The sequence below is a fragment of the Arthrobacter sp. TJ-266 genome, assembly GCF_058269115.1.
Genome location: NZ_JBZCNC010000002.1, coordinates 610,439 through 631,182, shown reverse-complemented (window position 1 = coordinate 631,182; position 20,744 = coordinate 610,439). Strand labels below are relative to the sequence as shown.

Annotated in this window: 16 protein-coding genes and 1 riboswitch; of the genes, 11 read left to right on the top strand and 5 right to left on the bottom strand. The window is 70.1% G+C overall.

Translation table 11 applies throughout. The features are described 5' to 3' along the window. Nucleotides 1-42: 42 nt before the first annotated feature. The gene (locus tag AC4D12_RS07665; RefSeq protein WP_490949297.1) at nucleotides 43-813 is read right to left on the bottom strand and encodes a type 1 glutamine amidotransferase; all 771 of its coding nucleotides are present in this window, start codon (nucleotides 811-813) and stop codon (nucleotides 43-45) included. Continuing rightward, nucleotides 813-2,084, bottom strand: a complete 1,272-nt coding sequence (locus tag AC4D12_RS07660) for a MurT ligase domain-containing protein (protein ID WP_490949296.1) — start codon at nucleotides 2,082-2,084, stop codon at nucleotides 813-815. The genes AC4D12_RS07665 and AC4D12_RS07660 overlap by 1 nt, the downstream gene beginning before the upstream one ends. Nucleotides 2,085-2,166: 82 nt before the next feature. Between AC4D12_RS07660 and pdxT the strand changes: the two genes are divergently transcribed. The 9 genes from pdxT (at nucleotide 2,167) to AC4D12_RS07615 (ending at nucleotide 12,607) form a co-directional block, all read left to right on the top strand. Further along, nucleotides 2,167-3,033, top strand: coding sequence for a pyridoxal 5'-phosphate synthase glutaminase subunit PdxT (gene pdxT, locus AC4D12_RS07655; protein ID WP_490949295.1), 867 nt, complete (start codon nucleotides 2,167-2,169; stop codon nucleotides 3,031-3,033). A 2-nt stretch (nucleotides 3,034-3,035) separates the two neighbouring features. After that, complete coding sequence (locus AC4D12_RS07650; RefSeq protein ID WP_490949294.1) at nucleotides 3,036-3,791, top strand: YebC/PmpR family DNA-binding transcriptional regulator; 756 nt, start codon at nucleotides 3,036-3,038, stop codon at nucleotides 3,789-3,791. Nucleotides 3,792-3,851: 60 nt separating this feature from the next. Beyond that, nucleotides 3,852-4,451 carry a crossover junction endodeoxyribonuclease RuvC gene (gene ruvC / locus AC4D12_RS07645; RefSeq protein ID WP_490949293.1) on the top strand — a complete coding sequence of 200 codons (600 nt, stop codon included), beginning with the start codon at nucleotides 3,852-3,854 and terminating at the stop codon, nucleotides 4,449-4,451. 258 nt (nucleotides 4,452-4,709) lie between these two features. Then, on the top strand, nucleotides 4,710-5,381 hold the full coding sequence (gene ruvA, locus AC4D12_RS07640) for a Holliday junction branch migration protein RuvA (protein WP_490949292.1): 672 nt from the start codon (nucleotides 4,710-4,712) through the stop codon (nucleotides 5,379-5,381). A gap of 38 nt (nucleotides 5,382-5,419) precedes the next feature. After that, nucleotides 5,420-6,505, top strand: a complete 1,086-nt coding sequence (gene ruvB, locus AC4D12_RS07635) for a Holliday junction branch migration DNA helicase RuvB (protein ID WP_490949516.1) — start codon at nucleotides 5,420-5,422, stop codon at nucleotides 6,503-6,505. Nucleotides 6,506-6,605: 100 nt separating this feature from the next. Then, the gene (gene yajC, locus AC4D12_RS07630) at nucleotides 6,606-7,187 is read left to right on the top strand and encodes a preprotein translocase subunit YajC (protein ID WP_490949291.1); all 582 of its coding nucleotides are present in this window, start codon (nucleotides 6,606-6,608) and stop codon (nucleotides 7,185-7,187) included. Between the two features lie 88 nt (nucleotides 7,188-7,275). Beyond that, nucleotides 7,276-9,078 carry a protein translocase subunit SecD gene (gene secD / locus AC4D12_RS07625; RefSeq protein ID WP_490949290.1) on the top strand — a complete coding sequence of 601 codons (1,803 nt, stop codon included), beginning with the start codon at nucleotides 7,276-7,278 and terminating at the stop codon, nucleotides 9,076-9,078. After that, nucleotides 9,075-10,073 carry a protein translocase subunit SecF gene (gene secF, locus AC4D12_RS07620; RefSeq protein ID WP_490949289.1) on the top strand — a complete coding sequence of 333 codons (999 nt, stop codon included), beginning with the start codon at nucleotides 9,075-9,077 and terminating at the stop codon, nucleotides 10,071-10,073. The genes secD and secF overlap by 4 nt, the downstream gene beginning before the upstream one ends. Nucleotides 10,074-10,186: 113 nt before the next feature. Next, a complete protein-coding gene (locus AC4D12_RS07615) occupies nucleotides 10,187-12,607 on the top strand; it encodes a RelA/SpoT family protein (protein WP_490949288.1) in 2,421 nt (806 codons plus the stop codon). A 24-nt stretch (nucleotides 12,608-12,631) separates the two neighbouring features. On the opposite strand, the gene AC4D12_RS07610 is transcribed toward AC4D12_RS07615, so the two are convergent. Together AC4D12_RS07610 and AC4D12_RS07605 are read right to left on the bottom strand one after the other, a co-directional pair. Then, nucleotides 12,632-13,294 carry a hypothetical protein gene (locus AC4D12_RS07610; RefSeq protein WP_490949287.1) on the bottom strand — a complete coding sequence of 221 codons (663 nt, stop codon included), beginning with the start codon at nucleotides 13,292-13,294 and terminating at the stop codon, nucleotides 12,632-12,634. A 92-nt stretch (nucleotides 13,295-13,386) separates the two neighbouring features. Continuing rightward, nucleotides 13,387-15,324 (bottom strand): DUF349 domain-containing protein, encoded by a 1,938-nt coding sequence (locus tag AC4D12_RS07605; protein ID WP_490949286.1) that lies wholly within the window; start codon nucleotides 15,322-15,324, stop codon nucleotides 13,387-13,389. A 346-nt stretch (nucleotides 15,325-15,670) separates the two neighbouring features. On the opposite strand from AC4D12_RS07605, the gene hisS reads away from it, so the two are divergent. After that, complete coding sequence (gene hisS / locus AC4D12_RS07600) at nucleotides 15,671-16,999, top strand: histidine--tRNA ligase (protein ID WP_490949285.1); 1,329 nt, start codon at nucleotides 15,671-15,673, stop codon at nucleotides 16,997-16,999. Between the two features lie 100 nt (nucleotides 17,000-17,099). On the opposite strand, the gene AC4D12_RS07595 is transcribed toward hisS, so the two are convergent. Continuing rightward, complete coding sequence (locus AC4D12_RS07595) at nucleotides 17,100-18,401, bottom strand: APC family permease (protein WP_490949284.1); 1,302 nt, start codon at nucleotides 18,399-18,401, stop codon at nucleotides 17,100-17,102. Nucleotides 18,402-18,579: 178 nt separating this feature from the next. Between AC4D12_RS07595 and aspS the strand changes: the two genes are divergently transcribed. Next, nucleotides 18,580-20,367 carry an aspartate--tRNA ligase gene (gene aspS / locus AC4D12_RS07590; protein WP_490949283.1) on the top strand — a complete coding sequence of 596 codons (1,788 nt, stop codon included), beginning with the start codon at nucleotides 18,580-18,582 and terminating at the stop codon, nucleotides 20,365-20,367. 201 nt (nucleotides 20,368-20,568) lie between these two features. After that, a riboswitch (FMN riboswitch) is annotated at nucleotides 20,569-20,710 on the top strand. Nucleotides 20,711-20,744: the final 34 nt, after the last annotated feature.

Genomic DNA, 20,744 nt, shown 5'->3' with positions numbered 1-20,744 from the left:
TTGACGCCGAGCAGGGCATGCTCTCCGCGAGCGGGTATCAGCTCAGCGGGGCCGAGCCGCTGCGTGCTTGCGGGCGAGCTCGGCCAGGGTGTCGTCCACGCCGTCGTCCTGGAACGCGCCGAACTTCCGCTCCGCCGCGGTGCGGAGGAGGAAATCGGCGATCGCCGGATTCTTGGGCAGCAGCGAGCCGTGGAGGTAGCTGGCCACGATGTTGCGGTGCCGCGCGCCCTCGTGGCTCTCCTCGGCGTTGTTGCCCGCCCCCTTGGTGACCGTGGCGAGCGGCTTCAGCCCCTCTCCGAGGAACGTCTGCCCGCTGTGGTTCTCGTACCCGTGGATCTGTCCGAACTCCTCGCTCTCGGCCACCACGTTGCCGATGAGGCGCTCGGTACCCCCGCGGGTCTCGAGGTCCAGCACCCCGATCCCGGGGATGACCGTTCCCTCGTGCGTCCGGAACTCGTTGCCGAAGAGCTGGTACAGCCCGCAGATCAGCAGCATCGGTGTGCCGTCCTCGGCCAGTTCGCGGAGCCTCGGCGCGATCGCCTGCAGATCGTCCTGGATGACCACCTGCCCGCTGTCCTGGCCGCCGCCGCCCACGATGAGGTCGACGTCCTCGGGGAAGGAGTCACCCACGTTGTGCTCGAGGATCTCCGCACCGTAGCCACGCCAGGCGAGCCGCTGCTTCAGCACGAGGACGTTGCCGTAGTCGCCGTAGATGTTCATCTCCCGCGGGTACAGCTGCAGGATCCGCAGCGAGCCCTTCGCGGGATCGGCGGGGGCCTCGCTGAGGGCGGCGGCGGATGGGACGTCGGTCATCAGGAGACCACCTCGACCTTCGTGATCCTGGAGAGTTCGCGGCGTACCGCGAGCATGGCCGTGTACGTGCAGAAGATGCGCTTGGGACGGCCCTGGGAGCCGCTGATGAACTGCTTCAGGGCGTCCGTGATGTCCGGCTCGACGGCGCCCACCCGGACGTCGTCGTACGTGAGCCGCAGCGCCATGTCGTAGGCGCGGACGCCGCTCACCATCTCCACGCCGCCCAGGCCGAGCGAGTCGAAGTCGACGTCCCACAGCCAGGACATGTCCCGGCCGTCGGCGTAGTTGTCGTTGATGGCGATCATCGTCGCGCACCCCGCGGGGTCGAAGGACGTGAGGCCCAGGCGGAACCCGCTCGGGTTCTTCACGAGCACCAGCTCGAGGGCCTGTCCGTCCACCACGAGGCTCTCGCCGCGGCCGAATGCGGGTTCGACGGCGGCGAGGGACTCGAAGAGTCGGTCGGTGTCCGCGGCGGTACCGAGTACAGCTCGAGCCGCGGCGAGCGCGGCTGCCGCGTTGAAGATGTTGTACACGCCCCGCAGGCGGAGGTCCGTGCGGGTTCGGACCCCGTCCACCTCGAACTGCGCCGAGGCGCCGTCCACCGAGCGGAGGACGACGTCGGCCGGGAGCGCGGACGCCGGCGCCGTGCCCTCGGCACCGCGTAGTTCGTCGTCGTTCGGGAACGTGCTGCGGAGCGAGGCGTCGAGGCCGAAGTAGGTGACGGCGGCACCGGTCACCGAGGAGGCGATCCCTGCGACGCGGGGGTCCTCGCGGTTGAGCACCACCGTGCCGGTGGTCGCCATCGCGATGCGCTCGAGCAGCCGCGTGGTCGCGTCGATCTCGCCGAAGCGGTCCAGCTGGTCGCGCAGCACGTTGAGCAGGAGCGAGTAGCGGGGCGGGACGAGTTTCACGAAGTGCACCGCGTGCGCCTCGTCGAGTTCCAGGACGGCGACGTCGGCCGTCAGGCGGCCGCGCCAGTCCACCGCGCCCAGCAGGGCTGCCGCGACGCCTCGGGTGAAGTTGCTGCCGGTGCGGTTCGTGAAGACCGTCAGGCCCTGACCCTCGAGCAGTTCCACCACCATCTTGGTGGTCGTCGTCTTGCCGTTCGTCCCGCTGATGACCACGACGCCGCGGGGCACCGTCGAGAGTGCGCGGCCCATGAAGGCGGGGTCGAGGCGCTCGACCACGAGGCCCGGGAAGGCGGAGCCGCCGCCGCGCAGGCGGGAGGCGAACCGCACGGCCTTGCCCAGGAGGACCGGAAGGGGATTCATGCGTCAAAACTATCGCAGTCACCGGCGTCGGACCGGCATGCGCGGCGCGGGACCGCGGGCCCGGGCGACCTAGACTTGCCTGATGACGTCGTCCCTCCCCGTGCTGTCCCCTGCGGAGATCGTGCCGTCCCCGGCAGGTCGCTCCGTCCGTGTGGGGGAGGAGCGAACTCCCGGACCCGCGCCGTCGTCGGGGCTGGAGTCCGGGTCGGAGCCCGGCCGCCGCGCCGTCGTCGTGGGAGTGCTCGCGGTGCAGGGCGACGTGCGCGAACACGTGGCGACGCTCGCATCGCTGGGCGCCCGGGCCATCCCCGTACGGCGGCCGTCCGAGCTCGAGGCGATCGACGGCCTGATCATCCCGGGCGGCGAGTCGACCACCATCGACAAGCTCACCCGGACGTTCGGGCTGGCGGGGCCCCTGCGCGAACTGATCCGTCAGGGCCTGCCCGTCTACGGTTCCTGCGCCGGCATGATCATGCTCTCCGACGTCGTCGCGGACCCCTCGCTCGACCGGGAGGGGAACCCCCAGCACACCCTCGGTGGACTGGACATCGTGGTGCGGAGGAACGCCTTCGGCCGCCAGCGCGAGTCCTTCGAGACGGACCTCGCCTTCGAGGGCCTCGCCGCGACGGACCGATCGGCTGCGACCGAGCCCGTGCGCGCCGTGTTCATCCGCGCGCCGTGGGTGGAGCAGGTGGGGCCGGCCGTGCAGGTCCTCGCCCAGGTACCGGCCGCGCCCACCCCTCCCGCTGCGTCGGCGGATCGGCCCTCACACCCCGTACACGACAGTGCGGGGAACGACGTCGCCGGGCCCGGCTCGGCGCCCGAACGCGCCGCTAGGATTGTCGCAGTGCGTTCTGGCACCCTGCTGGCCACGAGCTTCCACCCGGAGGTCACCGGCGAGCGGCGGGTCCATGAACTTTTCATCCGGATGATCAGAGGAGAAGCGTAAGCATGTCGGGCCACTCCAAATGGGCAACAACCAAGCACAAGAAGGCCGCGATCGACGCCAAGCGCGCGAAGTCCTTCGCCAAGCTGATCAAGAACATCGAGGTCGCGGCGCGTGCGGGCGGCGCGGACATGGCGGGCAACCCCGGCCTCGAGCTGGCTGTCTCCAAGGCCAAGAAGACGTCGGTTCCCATCGACAACATCAACCGCGCGGTCAAGCGCGGAGCGGGCCTGCTCGGCGAGGCCGTCGACTACCAGACGATCATGTACGAGGCGCGCGGACCCCAGGGCTCGGCCCTGCTGATCGAGTGCCTCACGGACAACAAGAACCGGGCCGCCTCCGAGGTGCGCCTCGGCATCTCCCGCAATGGCGGCACGATCGCCGACCCGGGCTCCGTGGCGTACCTGTTCACACGCAAGGGTGTCGTGACGCTGCCGAAGAACGGTCTCACCGAGGACGAACTGCTGATGTCCGTCCTCGACGCCGGCGCCGACGAGGTGAAGGAATCGGCCGACTCGTTCGAGATCGTCTCCGAGCCCCAGGACCTGCGCGCCGTGGTCGCCGCGCTGGACGAGAGCAGCATCGAGTACGAGACCGACGACGTCGAGTTCGTCCCCTCCATGCAGGTGGACCTCGACGCGGACGGTGCGCGCACGTTCCTCAAGCTCGTGGACGCACTCGAGGAGCTCGACGACGTCCAGAACGTCTACTTCAACGCGCACCTCCCCGACGACGTGCTCGCCGAGCTCGAGGACGACTGACATCGAGGCCTTCCCCGTGATGCGCGCGGCCGCCGCGGCTCTCACGACCCGGGACCTGCCGTGACGTACCGGGTCATGGGCGTGGATCCGGGACTGACGCGCTGCGGGCTCGCGGTCGTCGACGTCGAACCGAACCGGCGCTCCACCCTCGTGGCCGTGGGTGTGGTGGGGACGGAAGCGCACCGGAGCCTCGACGAGCGGCTGCTCGTCATCTCCGAGGCGGTGGACCTGTGGCTCGATCTCCACAAGCCGCACGCGCTCGCGGTCGAGCGTGTGTTCAGCCAGTTGAACGTCAGCACCGTCATGGGCACCGCGCAGGCCTCCGGCGTCGTCATCGTGTCCGCTGCGCGCCGCGGCGTGCCTGTCGCCCTGCACACTCCCACCGAGGTCAAGGCGGCCGTGACCGGTAACGGTCAGGCCGACAAGGCGGCGGTGACCAAGATGGTGACGAAGATCCTGCGCCTCGACACGCCGCCCCGACCCGCGGACGCGGCGGACGCCCTGGCACTCGCCATCACGCACGCGTGGCGCCGTGGCGTCAGCGGCGTGAGTGCGGGCGCGGGTGCCGTCGCGACCGGGGGAGCCAGGAGCGGCGGCGCCGCGATCACACCGGCGCAGCGCCTCTGGGCCGAGGCGGAAGCCCGCGCCCGACGTCGGTGACGGACGCCTGCTCGCGAACTGGCCCGGGAATCGGCCCGGGAATCGGCCTTGCACCCTGATCGAGCGACGGCGCGCGGGTCGCTCGAGCGCCCGCACGCCGCCCGCGTCGGTGTGGCGGCTCGACCGGCGGCACCCCGGCCGGTACCGTTCTGCAATAGAACGTATCTTCGAAGGCAGCGGTGCGGTCAGCCGCCCGTGGACCGTCGGTACGTCAGCGCCCTCTTCACCTCCCGTCCCTCCGCCCCCCTGGAGCACCCCATGATCAGTTCCCTCCGCGGGACAGTGACCCACGTCGGTCTGCACTCCGCCGTGATCGACGTCAACGGTTTCGGCATGCAGGTTCAGGCCACGCCGCAGACCCTCTCCGGCTTGCGCGCGGGGGAGCAGGCCACGGTGGCCACGGCGATGATCGTCCGCGAGGACTCGATGACGCTCTTCGGGTTCGAGGACGCGGAGCAGCGCGAGGTCTTCGAGACCCTCCTTGCCGTCAGCGGCGTCGGACCGCGCCTGGCGCTGGCCGTGCTCGCGGTGCACACACCGGAGGCCATCCGCGTCGCGGCGTCGGCCGGGGATGACAAGGCCTTCAGCAAGGTACCCGGCATCGGCCCGAAGGGAGCCCGTCGGATCGTGCTCGAGCTCGCCGGGAAGCTCGTACCGCTCGACTCGGCGCCGGGCGTCCCCCTGACGACGTGGCAGGGTCAGGTCCTCACCGCCATGATGGGCCTCGGCTGGTCCGAGAAGGACGCCGGCGCGGCCATCGACGCCGCCGTCGCCGACGCGCCCGAGGTCGCGGCGACCGGTGACGTGGGCCAGATCCTCAAACTCACCCTCCGCCGGCTCGGGCAGGACGGCGCCCGGAGCTCGGCCCGCACGAGGTCGGCCGGGACGCGCGGATCCGGTGCCCCGACGAGGACGACGGTGGGCTCGTGACGGACCGGCACCCGGACCACCAGCCCGACGACGTCCCCCTGGTCGCGGCCTCCGCCGACCCCGAGGACCGCGCGGTCGAGGCCGCGCTCCGGCCGAAGAACCTCGACGACTTCGTGGGGCAGAAGCGGGTGCGGCGCCAGCTCTCCCTGATGCTCGAGGCCTCCCGGATGCGCGGGCGCAGCGCGGACCACGTGCTGCTGTCGGGGCCACCCGGACTCGGCAAGACGACGCTCGCCATGATCATCGCCGCGGAGATGAACGCGCCGCTGCGCATCACCTCCGGCCCCGCCATCCAGCACGCCGGCGACCTCGCCGCCGTCCTCTCCTCGCTGACCGAGGGGGAGGTGCTCTTCCTCGACGAGATCCACCGCATGTCCCGCCCGGCCGAGGAGATGCTCTACATGGCCATGGAGGATTTCCGCGTCGACATCATCGTGGGCAAGGGCCCGGGGGCCACCGCCATCCCGCTGGAACTCCCTCCGTTCACCCTCGTGGGCGCCACCACCCGGGCCGGACTGCTGCCCGGACCGCTCAGGGACCGTTTCGGCTTCACCGGGCACCTCGAGTTCTACTCCACGGAGGAACTCGAACTCGTGCTGCGGCGGTCGGCCATGCTGATGGACATGAAAGTCAACTCGGTCGCGTTCGCGGAGGTCGCCGGCCGCTCGCGTGGCACACCGCGTATCGCGAACCGCCTGCTGCGCCGTGTCCGCGACTGGGCCCTCGTGCACGGCGAGGAACTCATCGACGCGCGGGCGGCCGGCGCGGCACTCGACATGTACGAGGTGGACGCACGGGGCCTGGATCGCCTCGACCGGGCGGTGCTGACCGCCCTGATCACCAAGTTCAACGGAGGTCCGGTGGGACTCTCCACCCTCGCGATCGCCGTGGGCGAGGAGCCCGAGACGGTGGAGACGGTCGCGGAGCCCTACCTCGTGCGGGAGGGGATGCTCGGACGCACCCCACGCGGCAGGATCGCCACCGCTGCGGCGTGGCAGCACCTCGGCCTGGTCATGCCTCCACACGTCGCGGCGGCCATGCCCGAGGACCTGTTCTCGGTGGCTCCGGAAGACCTCCTCGGCAGCGAATCGGCCCTTGACAGCTGGGCGAAGCCCGAGTCCTGACGTCGGGACGCCCGGTATTCACCTTTACACTGGTGTCTCACGAACGTGTGCCGGCCCACATCCACGCCGTCCACACCCAGTCCCAGGATCGGAACCCCACGTGCTCGCTGCTGTAGTCGCCCAGACCGCCTCCGGAGAAGCCCCTCCGTTCGACATCTTCAGCCTGCTGCTGCCGCTGGCCCTCGCCTTTCTCCTCTTCACCATGTTCCGGCGCCAACGCAAGGCCCAGCAGCAGGTGAAGGAGATGCGGACGCAGATGGAGCCGGGCACCGAGGTCATGACCCAGTTCGGGCTCTACGGCACCATCGTGTCGATCGACCAGGAGAACAACAAGGCCGTGCTCGAGCTGTCGCCGGGAACGTTCGCGACGGTGCACACGCAGGCTCTCTCCAAGGTGGTGCTGCAGGAGACCGCCGCCGCTTCCGCGGACGACGTCGACCACACCGCGACCGCTGACGACGCCACCGCGCACGAGCTCGGCTCCTCGTCGGTCCCCGACGACGCCTCCTCGATCGACGACATCGACCGCTCCGCCCCGGCCGGGTCCACGGGGTCCACCGGTACGACCGCGGGCGGTTCCACCGCCGCTACATCCACCGGCGCGGCCGGCCTGCCCGACCAGGACCGCGAGGGGCGCGACCCGCTGGGTCCGAACGACCCCCCGGTCAAGCGCGACAACTAGCATGTCCAGGGGCGCGGACAGCGTGCTGCGCCCGTCGAAGGACCGAACCGGCGCCATGACGCGCGCCTCAGCATAAGGACACCCCACCATGCCTCGTACCGGCCCCGGGACGGCAGCCAAGCGGACACTAGTCTGGCTGGGTGCATTGACAGCACTGCTCGCGATCCTCCTCGGAGCGGGCTCCTACTGGAGCACCGCGAGTTGGAGCCCGCGCCTCGCCCTCGACCTCGAGGGTGGCACGCAGATGATCCTCGCCCCCCGCGTGCAGGACGGCAGCGAGATCACCCCCGAGCAGCTGGACCAGGCCGTGGAGATCATCCGGCAGCGCGTCGACGGATCGGGCGTCTCCGAGGCCGAGATCAACACGCAGTCCGGCCAGAACGTGATCGTCTCGCTGCCGGGCACTCCGGATCCCGAGACGCGCGATCTCATCCAGGCCTCGGCGCAGATGGAGTTCCGGCCGGTCCTGGCCGGCGGTCCCGGTCAGGCCGCGCCGGCCGATCCGCCCGTCGCGGAGGACGCACTCCCGCAGCCGGCCGCAGAGCCGCAGAACGCCAGCGACCCGAACTGGATCACCCCGGAGCTGTACCGGGAATTCGAGGCCCTCGACTGCCTCGACCCTGCCTCCCTGGAGCCCGCGGAGGAGCCTGCCCCCGCCGATCAGCCGCTCGTCGCGTGCGAACCGGACACCCAGGGCAAATACATCCTCGGTCCCGTGGAAGTGCCCGGCACGGACATCTCCTCGGCGAGCTTCGGCCTGCAGCGCGGCTCGCAGGGCCAGTCGCTCAACACCTGGGCGGTGAACATCGACTTCAACGACGAAGGCACGGAGATCTTCCGCGAGGTCACCGAGCGCCTGTACGCGATCGGTCGGGGTGATCCCCGCAACCAGTTCGCCATCGTCCTGGACGGCCGGATCGTCTCCGCGCCGACCACGAACGTCGTCATCCCGGACGGTAACCCGCAGATCAGCGGCAACTTCACCGAGGAATCCGCAGCGGCCCTCGCGGAGCAGCTGAAGTACGGGGCCCTGCCGATCAGTTTCGAGATCCAGAGCGAGCAGCAGATCTCCGCCACCCTGGGCGCGGACCAGCTGAGGCTCGGCCTGATCGCGGGTCTGATCGGGCTCGGCCTCGTCGCCGTGTACTCGATGTTCCAGTACCGCCTGCTGGGCCTCGTCACCATCGCCTCGCTCGTCGTTGCAGGTGTCCTGACGTACCTCGCCATCTGCATCCTCGGCTGGACGGAGAACTACCGTCTCTCGCTCGCCGGTGTGGCGGGGTTGATCGTCGCCATCGGACAGACGGCCGACTCCTTCATCGTCTACTTCGAACGTATCCGTGACGAACTGCGCGACGGGCGCGGTCTGGTGTCGGCGGTCGAGAACGGCTGGCGACGCGCCAAGCGCACGGTCCTGGCCTCGAAGGCCGTGAACCTGCTGGCCGCACTGGTGCTCTACTTCGTCGCCGTCGGGAACGTCCGTGGCTTCGCGTTCACCCTCGGACTGACGGCGATCGCGGACCTCGTGGTCGTGTTCCTCTTCACGCACCCCGTCCTCAGGCTGCTGGCCAGGACGAAGTTCTTCGGCGAGGGCCACCCGTGGTCGGGGCTCGATCCGAGCCGCCTCGGTGGCATCCCGCTGTACCGCGGTGCCGGTCGCCTGCGCGATCCGGACGAGAAGCGGGTCGTCGTCACGCGTGCCCGTAACAAGAAGGCCGAGGCGGAGGCGGAACGTCGCATGACCATCGCCGAGCGTCGCCGCGCCGAGCAGCAGAAGTCGCTCGCCGGGCGCAGCGGTTCCGAGGAGCGTCTGGAACAGCCAACCGCCGCACGCACAGGCTCCACCGTCGCCGGGCGTACCGGTTCCTCCCAGAAAGAGACCCACGAATGAGCCGCACCAGCTTCGCCACCTTCGGCAACGAGCTGTACTCGGGGAAGCGCTCCTACCCCTTCGTCGCCAAGCGCAACCTCTGGTTCCTGATCGCGGGGATCGCGGTGCTCATCTCGATCATCATCCCGGTGGTCAAGGGCGGCTTCAACCTCGGCATCGATTTCCGTGGAGGCTCCGAGTTCACCGTCTCGGCCACGGAGAACACCGACGTCGCGATCGGCGAGGGCGCGGTGACCGACGTCGTTCCCGACGCCGTCCCGAGGGTCACCAACATCGCCGCGGACACCATGCGAGTCCAGACCGAGCGCCTCACCGACGACCAGACGCTCAGCGTCCGCGACAACCTCGTGAGTGGGTACGGCGTCTCGGAGGATCAGGTCACCTCCAGCTTCGTCGGACCGACCTGGGGCGAGGACGTCAGCCGCCAGGCGCTGATCGGCTTCGGTGCGTTCGTCCTGCTCGCCGCCATCTTCATGGCCATCTACTTCCGCACGTGGAAGATGTCCCTGGCCGCGATGGCCGCGCTCGTGGTGGTCATGGTGGTCACCGCCGGGCTGTACTCGCTGAGCGACTTCGAGGTCACACCGTCCGCCATCATCGGGTTCCTGACCATCCTCAGCTACGCGCTCTACGACACCGTGGTGGTGTTCGACAAGATCCGGGAGAACACAGCGGACGTGACCATCTCCACCAAGCGGACGTTCGCGGAGCAGGTCAATCTCGCGGTGAACCAGACGCTCGTCCGGTCCATCAACACCTCGGTCGTCGCGATCCTCCCCGTGGCCTCCATCCTGTTCATCGGTGCTTTCCTCCTCGGCGCCGGAACGCTCCAGGACCTGTCCCTCGCGTTGTTCATCGGGATCATCCTCGGGACACTGGGCACCATCTTCATCGCCGCCCCGCTGTACGCCGCTCTGCGGCTCAACGAACCGGAGCTGCGCAAGCAGGAGAAGAAGGTGCAGAACCGCCGGTCACTCGAGGAGGCATCGGTCTGAGTCGGAGGAGCCGCGGAGAACGCCCGCTCCTCCGCGGCTAGACTTGTCACCGGCGCTCTCCGCACGGCGGATGAGTGCCTCGCAACCCTGGATCGAGACCGAGGAACGTGCGCATGGCTGAAGCGGCGGAACCCGTCGATCGTCCGATGGACGGTCAGGACGCCGGCGCGCCAGCATCGGCGGGCAGGGTGGCCACGGACGCACCCCGGTCGCCCGAACCCTCCCGCGGGCTCGTGCAGCCCGAGACCCCGCCGTCGGCACGGCCTCTGCCGCCGGGCGACCAGGCGGCACCCGGTCGGCGCGGACGCACCAGGGCCCGCATCGCCCGCCTGACGGGGCGGGGATCGTCCGGGTACTCGCCCGTGCTGGAGCCGCTGCTGCGAACCGTCCGTGCGAACAACCCGAAAGAGGACCTGGACCTCATCCAGCGCGCCTACCTCGTCGCCGAGCGGAGCCACGAGGGGCAGAAGCGCAAGAGCGGTGACCCCTACATCACCCACCCCGTCGCGGTCGCCACGATCCTCGCCGAACTCGGCATGACCGGCACCACGCTCGCCGCCGCGCTGCTGCACGACACCGTCGAAGACACCTCCTACACGCTCGAGGAGCTCAAGCGCGACTTCGGCCCCGAGGTGGCCATGCTCGTGGACGGCGTCACGAAGCTGGACAAGGTGTCCTTCGGGGACGCCGCGCAGGCCGAGACGGTCCGCAAGATGGTCGTCGCCATGGCCAAGGACATCCGGGTCCTCGTCATCAAGCTGGCCGACCGCCTGCACAACGCGCGGACCTGGCGCTTCGTCTCGGCGGCCTCCTCTGCCAAGAAGGCCAGGGAGACGCTCGAGATCTTCGCGCCGCTGGCGCACCGCCTCGGCATGAACACCATCAAATGGGAGTTGGAGGATCTCTCCTTCGCCGCCCTGCACCCGAAGGTGTACGAGGAGATCGTCCGGATGGTGGGGGACAGGACCCCTGAGCGGGAGAAGCACCTCGGTCTGGTGCGCAACCAGGTCGAGGAGGACCTGCGGGCCGTGAAGATCAAGGCGACCATCACCGGCCGGCCGAAGCACTACTACTCGATCTACCAGAAGATGATCGTCCGCGGTAAGGACTTCGACGACATCCATGACCTCATGGGCGTGCGCGTCCTCGTGGACAGCGTCCGCGACTGCTATGCGACCCTCGGCTCCCTGCACTCGCGCTGGAACCCCCTGCCCGGGCGATTCAAGGACTACATCGCGATGCCCAAGTTCAACATGTACCAGTCGCTCCACACCACGGTCATCGGTCCGGGCGGCAAGCCGGTGGAGATCCAGATCCGCACCCACGACATGCACCGCCGGGCCGAGTACGGCGTGGCAGCGCATTGGAAGTACAAGAACGGCGGCAAGCAACTCGAGGCCCCCGACAACGGGGACATGGGCTGGCTGCGGAGCCTGGTCGACTGGCAGCAGGAGACCGCGGACCCCGACGAGTTCCTCGACTCCCTGCGGTTCGAGATCAACGCGCGCGAGGTCTTCGTCTTCACGCCCAAGGGCGAGGTCATGGCGCTCCCCGCCGGGTCGACGCCGGTCGACTTCGCCTACGCGGTCCATACCGAGGTGGGACACCGCACCATCGGTGCCCGGGTCAACGGGAAGCTGGTCCCGCTCAACAGCGAGCTGAACCACGGCGACTGGGTGGAGATCTTCACCTCCAAGGCCGAAGGGGCCGGGCCCAGCCAGGACTGGCAGGGCTTCGTCAAGAGCCCGCGGGCGCGCAACAAGATCCGCCAGTGGTTCACCAAGGAGCGCCGCGAGGAGGCGATCGACAAGGGCAAGGAGCTGCTGACGCGTGCCATGCGCAAGCAGAACCTGCCGCTCCAGCGCATGATGACGCACAGCGCGCTGATGTCGGTGGCCGAGGACCTCAAGCACCACGACATCTCCGCCCTCTATGCCGCCGTCGGGGACGGTCACACCTCCGCCCAGAACGTGATCGAGCACCTCGTGGCGCTCATGGGCGGGCACGAGGACGCCGAGGAGAAGATCGCCGAGACGGTGGTCCCCTCGCAGCCGCGACGCCCGAAGTTCTCCGACTCGGGCGTGACGGTCCGCGGAGTCGGGGACGTCTGGGTCAAGCTGGCGCGATGCTGCACCCCGGTACCGCCGGATCCGATCATCGGGTTCGTCACGCGCGGTTCCGGCGTGTCCGTGCACCGCAACGACTGCCGGAATGTCCAGGAGCTCCGGGACCAGCCCGACCGGATCGTCCCGGTCGACTGGGCTCCCACGCAGTCCAGCGTCTTCCTCGTGGAGATCCAGGTCGAGGCACTGGACCGCAAGAGCCTGCTCTCCGACGTGACGAGCGTCCTCGCGGAGAACCACGTGAACATCCTCGCGGCCAACGTGAACACCTCCTCGGATCGCGTGGCGATGTCGCGCTTCGCCTTCGAGATGGGCGATCCGAAGTACCTCAATCACATCCTCAGCGCGGTGCGGCGCATCGACGGCGTGTTCGACGTCTACCGCACCACGGGGTCGCAGCGGCGCTCCTGACGTCCTCCTGCATGGACGCTCCCTTCACCTCGGCGCGCTCCTTGCCTGTTCCGGTTCTTGTGCCCGCCGCAGACGGGTCAGCGCGCGGGTCTTCCCCGGCACACGGACGGCGGTGACCAGTGCGGCTTCGACGAGCCGCAGGGGGCAGTCCAGCTCGCGAGCGTCGCCGATCGCCCGCAGGATGGGCACGGCATCCCGGTCCTCACCGTGCACCGCGACGTCGAGCGCCGTGCGCAGCGGAGTGGTGACGGAGACCCCACCCACGAGGTTCACGTCGAAGGGGCCGAGCGCCACCTGGTGCATCACGGCGGCGGTGAACGGCGGCAGCGCCGTCGTCCTCCGGCGGTGGTCCGTCACGAGGCTGATGACGGCCGGCGCCGGGGCGCACCCGTAGACCCAGGCGGCGCAGGACCGGCCGAGGGCGACCCGCGGGCGGAGGGAGTGCGGGACGCTGCGTGCGGCGGCCTGCGATCTCGTAGCCGGATCCTCGCGGAAGTCGCTGCGCAGGTAGGACTGCCCGATCACGAGGTGAACGAGGCCGTCGAGTCGCATGGCCTGGAGCTCGGCCGAGGTGAAGATCTCACCCGCGTGGAACAGGGCACCGCCGGTGGATGTGATGGGGGAACCGCCGTCGCCCAGCACCCGCTCGGGTGGTGCTGATGCGTGGATGCTGTGCAGGGGCGGCATCACCCCAGCATCGCCATCCCGTTGCCCATGTGAAAGCCCTCCGGCTCCGTTGTGGACAACGGGACCGGAGGGCTTCGCGGGCAGCTCCGTAGCTAGGAGAAGTCCTGTGCCGAGCGCTGCAGCATCTCGAGCCACTGCTCGCGGGCGGTGAGTGCCTCGCGAGCGGTCGCGATCTTCTTCGCGTCCCCCGCACGTTCCGCAGCGGCGAGGTCCTCCTTGAGCTGCGCGATGGTCGCCTCGAGCTGACTCAGCGCACTGTTGGTGCGTGCCTTGGTCTCGGGGTTGGTCTTCGACCAGTTCTCGTCCTCCGCGGCCTTGACGGCGTCCTCGACCTGACGGAGGCCGGCGTCGATCCGCCCCATGTCCGCCCGCGGCACCTTGCCTGCCTCGTCCCAGCGGTCGCGGACGGACTGCAGGGCCTTCTTCGCCGCCGCGAGATCCTTGACCGGCAGGATCTGCCGCGCCTCCTTGAGCAGGGCCTCCTTCGCCACGAGGTTCGTGGCGTACTCCTCGTCCACGGCCTCGTTGGCGCTCTTGCGGGCTTCGAAGAAGCGGTCCTGGGCGGCGCGGAAGCGGGCCCAGAGGGCGTCGTCGTCCTTCCGGCTGGCCCGCTTCGAGGCCTTCCATTCGTCCATGAGGCGCCGGTACTCAGCGGCCGTCTGGCCCCAGTCCGTCGATTCGGAGAGCTGCTCGGCGCGCTTGATCAGCGCTTCCTTGGCCTGCTTCGCCTCGGCGTTGTCGGTGTCGAGCTGGGAGAAGTAGGCGCGGCGATGCCGATCGAACACGGTCCGGGCGGAGCGGAACCGCTTCCAGAGGGCGTCCTCGGTGCCCCGTCCGAGCCTCGGCCCGGTCTTCTGGGCGGTCTTCCACACCTCGAACAGCTCGTTCATCCGCGTGCTGCTGGCCTTCCACTGCACCGTGGCCGGGTCACGTCCGGCGAGTTCCTCGGCCTCGGCGACGATCGCCTCCCGGGCTGCCAGCTCCTTGGCCTTCAGCTCCTCCTGCGCGGCCCGTTCGGCCTTCTCCAGGCCGCTGAGAGCGGCGAGCAGGGCATCGATGCGCGCTTCGAGCGCCAGCACGTCGCCCACCATGGTGCGCTCGCCCACCTGCGCGCGCAGGTGCTTCGCCGTCTTCGTCATGTCCGACGACGGCGCCTTGGCGTGCACCCGCTGTTCGAGCAGGGCGACCTGGCTCGCGACGTCGTCGTACTTGCGGACGAAGTACGCCAGCGCCTCCTCCTGTGTGGCATCGGGGTACTGGCCCACCGCGTGCTCGGAGCCGTCGACGATCAGGAAGACGTGACCGTCCTCCTCGACGCGGGCGAACTTGGCGGCTTCGGCGAGGGGGGTGCTGTGCGCGGGCGGCGCGACGATCGGCGGTGCGGCCTTCCGCGACGGGCGCGGAACCATCGCCGTGGGCAGCGGAGGGCGCGGTGCTGCCGTTGCGGGCGTGGGCGGACTCAGGGGGGCGGGCTCGTCCGCGAGCGGTGCGGCGGGCTCCGCCGTCGCCAGCGCGGCCGGTGCGAGCTCGGGCGCGGCTGCCCCGGCCGTTTCCGGCGCGGCGGAAGCCGGCACTGGTTCGGCGTCGGGAGTGGCCTCAATAGTCGCGTCGGGCGCTGTGGTGGGCGCGGCGTCCGGCGAGGAGTCGGCGTGCTCGGACGCGGGGCTTGCGGCCTCCGTCGCATCCGGGGACGTGGCGTCTGCGACGTCATCCGGGGAGATCGTCCGGGCAGCATCGGCCGGCGTGGGAGCCTCAGGAGCATCGCTCACCCCAGGCGCATCCACGTCGGCGACGTCGGAGGCGACGGGAGCGTCGGCTGTCCCGGGAGTGTAAAGCGCATCGGGGGCGTCGTCCGTCAGGGGACCCTCGGTCGTCTCGGCCGTCTCGACCGTCAGGGGAGCCTCGGAGGTTTCCAGTGCGTCGGGTGTGGGGCCGGCCATCGGTGCGGTCCCGGAGGTGTCGCGCGGGGCGCTGTCCTCCTGGAGGTCACGGTCCATGGTCGTGTCGTCGGATTGCTGACTGTGTGTCACCGCTACAAGTCTTTCGCTCGTCGGATGGCCCTGAGCAACGCCGGGGCCATGGTCATGCAGGTCGTGCTGGGTCGGACGGGTGCTGCGGATCGCGCCGAAGGTGCGTGATTCCGCGGAACCTGCCCTGAGGCTACTGTATCCAGCGGCGCGGCGGCCCGTGAGTCCGGGTGCGCGCCGTGAGCTGTGCCGCGCCTCCCGGTGAGCGCACCGGCTGTCCGGCAGTCTCGTGGACCGCTTGCACGGGTGCGTCGCCTCGCCGCCTAGGATTGGTGGGCGGAACCGGACCGCCTGCGCGGGAGCGCGTGGCCCGGACGCACCGATCATCCGCGTTCAGGAGGACACCCCCATGGCCCGCAAGGCATCACTCTCCGGTTTCCCCGAGTGGCTCCCGGAGGAGCGACTCGTCGAGCAGCACGTGCTGGAGGTGCTCCAGCGGACCTTCGAGCTGCACGGGTTCTCGAGCATCGAGACCAGGGCGGTCGAGACGGTGGACCACCTCCTGCGCAAGGGCGAGATCGACAAGGAGGTCTACGCGGTCTCCCGCCTGCAGGCGGAGGAGGCCTCGGCGTCGGAGAGCGGGCTCGCGCTGCACTACGACCTCACGGTTCCGTTCGCCCGGTACGTCGTCGAGAACGCCGGTCACCTCGCTTTCCCGTTCCGGCGCTACCAGATCCAGAAGTGCTGGCGGGGTGAGCGGCCGCAGGAGGGCCGCGCCCGGGAGTTCACGCAGGCGGACATCGACGTGGTGGGGGACGGCGTCCTGCCCTTCCGGTACGACGTCGAACTCGCCCTCGCGGTCGTCGAGGCTCTCGGAGCGCTGCCCATCCCGGCGTTCACCCTGCGGGTGAACAACCGGAAGCTCGCGGAGGGCTTCTACCGCGCCATCGGGCTCGAGGACACCGCGGCCGTGCTCCGGAGCATCGACAAGCTCGAGAAGATCGGCCCCGAGAAGGTCGGTGCGCTGCTCCGCGACGAGGTGCACGCGGACGAGCACCAGGTGGGCCTGGCCCTCGACCTCGCGGGCATCCGGACGGCGGACACCTCCTTCGTGGAGCAGGTCCGGGCCCTCGGCGTCTCGGGCGAACTGCTCGAGGAAGGTCTCGAGGAACTCCGGCAGGTTGTCGGCGAGGCGTCGCGCCGCGCTCCCGGTCGGGTCGTGGCGGACCTCAGCATCGCGCGCGGGCTCGACTACTACACGGGCACCGTCTACGAGACCGTCCTCGACGGTCACGAGGGCCTCGGCAGCATCTGCTCCGGCGGCCGCTACGACGCACTCGCGAGCAAGGGCACCCGGACGTTCCCCGGCGTCGGGCTCTCCATCGGCGTCACGCGGATCGTCTCGCGCATCCTCAGCCAGGGTTTCGCAACGGTCTCACGCGGCGTCCCGACGGCGGTGCTGGTCACCCTGACGGACGACGACGCGTGGTCCGAGGCCCAGGACGTCGCCGCGGCGCTGCGGCAGCGCGGCATCTCCACCGAGGTGGCGGCCGGCGCGGAGAAGTTCGGCAAGCAGATCAAGTTCGCCGACCGGCGCGGTATCCCGTTCGTCTGGTTCACCGCGGCGGACGGGTCCCACGAGGTCAAGGACATCCGCTCCGGCGAGCAGGTCACCGCGGATCCGGCGTCCTGGACGCCCCCGCAGGCGGATCTGCGCCCGAGCGTCACCAGGTCCTGAAGCCGAGGCGCAGCGTCAGGCGCCCCGCCCTCGGGGCACTCCGAGCGTGCGAGGCGCCCCGCGGACCGACGGTGAGCGCGAGCCAGGGTGAGCGCGGCCGTCAGAGGCGGCCGCGCCGTTCACCGCGCTCCTGGCCGGCCGATCGGCGGCGCCGGGCGAGGACGACGACGCGCGCCAGCGCCGCAGCCACCAGGACTCCCAGCATGGTCAGCACGGACACGACGGGCAGCGTGAACGCCAGCACCACGCAGCTGATCGCGCCCACCACGTTCAGCCAGCGCGGCGCGTACCACTGCCGTTCCGTGAGCGTGAAGGCTGAGGCGTTGGCGACCGCGTAGTAGAGGAGCACGCCGAAGCTCGAGAAGCCGACGGCCGTGAGCACATCGGTGGTCAGCAGGAGGACCACCACCACGCCCGCCGTGACGATATCGGCGACCCACGGGACGGAGAAGCGGACGGAGACGCGCCGGAGCGGGCCCGGCAGGTCACCGCCCCGCGCCATCGCGAGCATCGTGCGGCCCACGCCCGCGATCAGGGCGAGCAGGGCGCCGAGGCTCGCGAGCGCTGCGGCGATCGTCACGACCGCGCCGCCGCGACCCATGCTCCCCTCGCCGGGGACCGCAAGATCCACCAGGTCGCGCAGCGGGGCCGAGCTGGCCGCGAGGGCGTCGGCGCCGAAGGCGTTGAGGAGCGAGAGCGAGAGCAACAGGTAGAGGAGCAGCGTGAAGCCGAGCGCGCCGAGGATGGCCGCCGGGATGTTCCGGCGCGGGTTGCGCACCTCCTCGCCCATCGTCGCGATGCGCGCGTATCCGGCGAAGGCGAAGAACAGCAGCGCAGCGGCCTGCAGGACCCCCAGCACACCGGCGTCGCGCGCGGGGTCCGCCTGTAGTCCGTCCACGGCGGGAGAGGAGAACCCGATGACCACCACGAAGGCGAGGACGGGCACGACGACGGCGACGATCACGCGCGTGGCCAGGGCCGTCCGCGTCACGCCGAGGAGGTTGACCGCCGTCAGTCCGGCCACGGCGGCGACCGCGGCCGGCTTCTCGAGTCCCGGGGCGGCGTAGAGGCCGAACGTGAGGGCCATCGCCGCACAGGACGCCAGCTTGCCCGCCACGAAGCCGCTGCCTGCCACGAAGCCCGCCCAGTGCCCGAGCTGCTCCCTGCCGTACAGGTAGGTGCCACCGCTCGAAGGATGCCGGACGGCGAGGGAGGCCGTGGCCGCCGCATTGCAGTAGGCCACGAAGCCTGCGATCACGACCGCCAGGGGGAGGAGCGCGCCTGCTGACCCGGCGGCGGGAGCGAACACCACGAAGGCGCCCGCTCCGATCATCGCGCCGACGCCCACGGTGGTGGCGTCGAACCCGCCCATCGCGCGGCGCAGGCCGGGTTGCTGCGTCATGTGTCTCCTGACCGAGAGGTGTGGATGCATGTGCGCGCCCCGGGTGACGGGCCTGAGCGGCGCGACGGCTGTCCGGCCCGTCGGGGTGCTGCCGGTAAAGTTGTGCGGGCTTGAGACAACTCTAGGCAGGCGCTCCGCGTGCCCGCGATCATCCGTCACATCTGTGGGAAGGAATGCTGTGCTCCGCACGCATGAACTGGGCTCCCTTCGGCCCGAGCACGTAGGACAAACCGTCACCTTGGCAGGCTGGGTCGCCCGCCGCCGCGACCACGGCGGGGTGGCGTTCCTCGATCTGCGCGATGCCTCCGGCTTCGCGCAGGTCGTCGTGCGCGAGGAGGACGTCTTCTCGAGCCTGCGCAACGAGTACGTCCTGCAGATCGTCGGCGCCGTGCAGCAGCGCCCCGAGGGCAACGAGAACCCGGCCCTCCCCTCCGGCGCGGTCGAGGTGATCGCCGAGACGGTGACCATCCTCAACACGTCCGAGCCGCTGCCGTTCCAGATCGACGAGCACGTCGAGGTGGGCGAGGAGGCGCGGCTGCGTCACCGCTACCTGGATCTCCGCCGCCCCGGCCCCCAGGCCAACCTGCGCCTGCGCTCCGAAGCCAGCCGCGTGGCCCGGGAATTGCTGCATCAGGACGGGTTCGTGGAGATCGAGACCCCGACGCTGACGCGCTCCACCCCCGAGGGTGCACGCGACTTCCTGGTCCCCGCGCGCCTCGCGCCAGGATCCTGGTACGCGCTCCCGCAGTCGCCGCAGCTGTTCAAGCAGCTCCTGCAGGTCGGCGGGTTCGAGAAGTACTACCAGCTGGCCCGCTGCTACCGCGACGAGGACTTCCGCGCGGACCGCCAGCCCGAGTTCACGCAGCTCGACATCGAGGCGAGCTTCGTCGAGGAGGACGACATCATCGCCCTCGGCGAGCAGCTCGTCTCGCGCCTCTGGAAGCTGATCGATGTCGAGGTGCCCCTGCCCATCCGCCGCATGACCTACGCGGACGCCATGGCGAAGTACGGCTCCGACAAGCCGGACCTCCGCTTCGGGCTGGAGCTGACCGAGCTGACGGAGTTCTTCAAGGACACCGACTTCGGCGTGTTCAAGGCGCCCTACGTCGGGGCCGTCGTCATGCCCGGTGGGGCCTCGCAGCCCCGCCGCCAGCTCGACGCCTGGCAGGAGTGGGCCAAGCAGCGCGGCGCCAAGGGTCTCGCGTACGTCCTCATCGATGACGACGGCAGCCTCCGCGGCCCCGTCGCGAAGAACCTGACCGATTCCGAGCGGCAGGGTCTCGCCGCAGCCGTGGGGGCGAACCCCGGCGACTGCATCTTCTTCGGAGCGGGCGAGGCGTCGTCGTCCCGCGCCATCCTCGGTGCCGCGCGCGTCGAGATCGGACGCCGCACCGGACTCCTGAAGGACGGCGACTGGGCGTTCGTGTGGGTGGTGGACGCACCGATGTTCGAGCCCGCCTCCGCCGCCGTCGCGGCGGGTGACGTCGCCGTGGGCGGCGGGGCGTGGACGGCCGTGCACCACGCGTTCACCTCACCGAAGCCCGAGTTCATGGACTCCTTCGACGCGGACCCCGAGAACGCCCTCGCCTACGCCTACGACATCGTGTGCAACGGCAACGAGCTCGGCGGCGGGTCCATCCGTATCCACCAACGGGATGTCCAGGAACGCGTCTTCAAGGTCATGGGCCTCGGCGCCGAGGAAGCGCAGGAGAAGTTCGGCTTCCTCCTCGAGGGATTCAAGTACGGTGCGCCCCCGCACGGCGGGATCGCCCTCGGGTGGGACCGCGTGGTGTCGCTGCTGGCAGGTACGGATTCCATCCGCGACGTCATCGCGTTCCCGAAGTCGGGCGGCGGCTACGACCCGCTGACGGCGGCCCCGGCGCCCATCACGGCGCAGCAGCGCAAGGAGGCGGGTGTCGACGCCAAACCCGCCGCGAAGCCCGAGGCTTCCTCGAACACCGAGTAGCACGGCGTCACACACGCCACGAGGGCGGGTACCGGTCGGTGCCCGCCCTCGTCGTGCCTTCGGCGAGTGCGCTCCCGCATGAGCGCGCCCGCCACGTACCAGTTCGACATCCCCCGCACGACGGCGTCGCCCTGATCGCCGTCGGAGGAATCGGGACGTGACAGCGGGTGTGGTCGTCGTGCTGTGAAATAATTACCGCAGTACGTGCTCCGGGGTCGGTGTAAGTCCGAACCGGCGGTGATAGTCCGCGACCCGCTTCGTCGCCCCGCACCCGCGGGCGAGGGCGGTTGAGCCGGTGGAATTCCGGGACCGACAGTCAAAGTCTGGATGGGAGAAGCACGCACAGCAGGGCTCCGTCCGCGGTCCGTTCGTCGGCC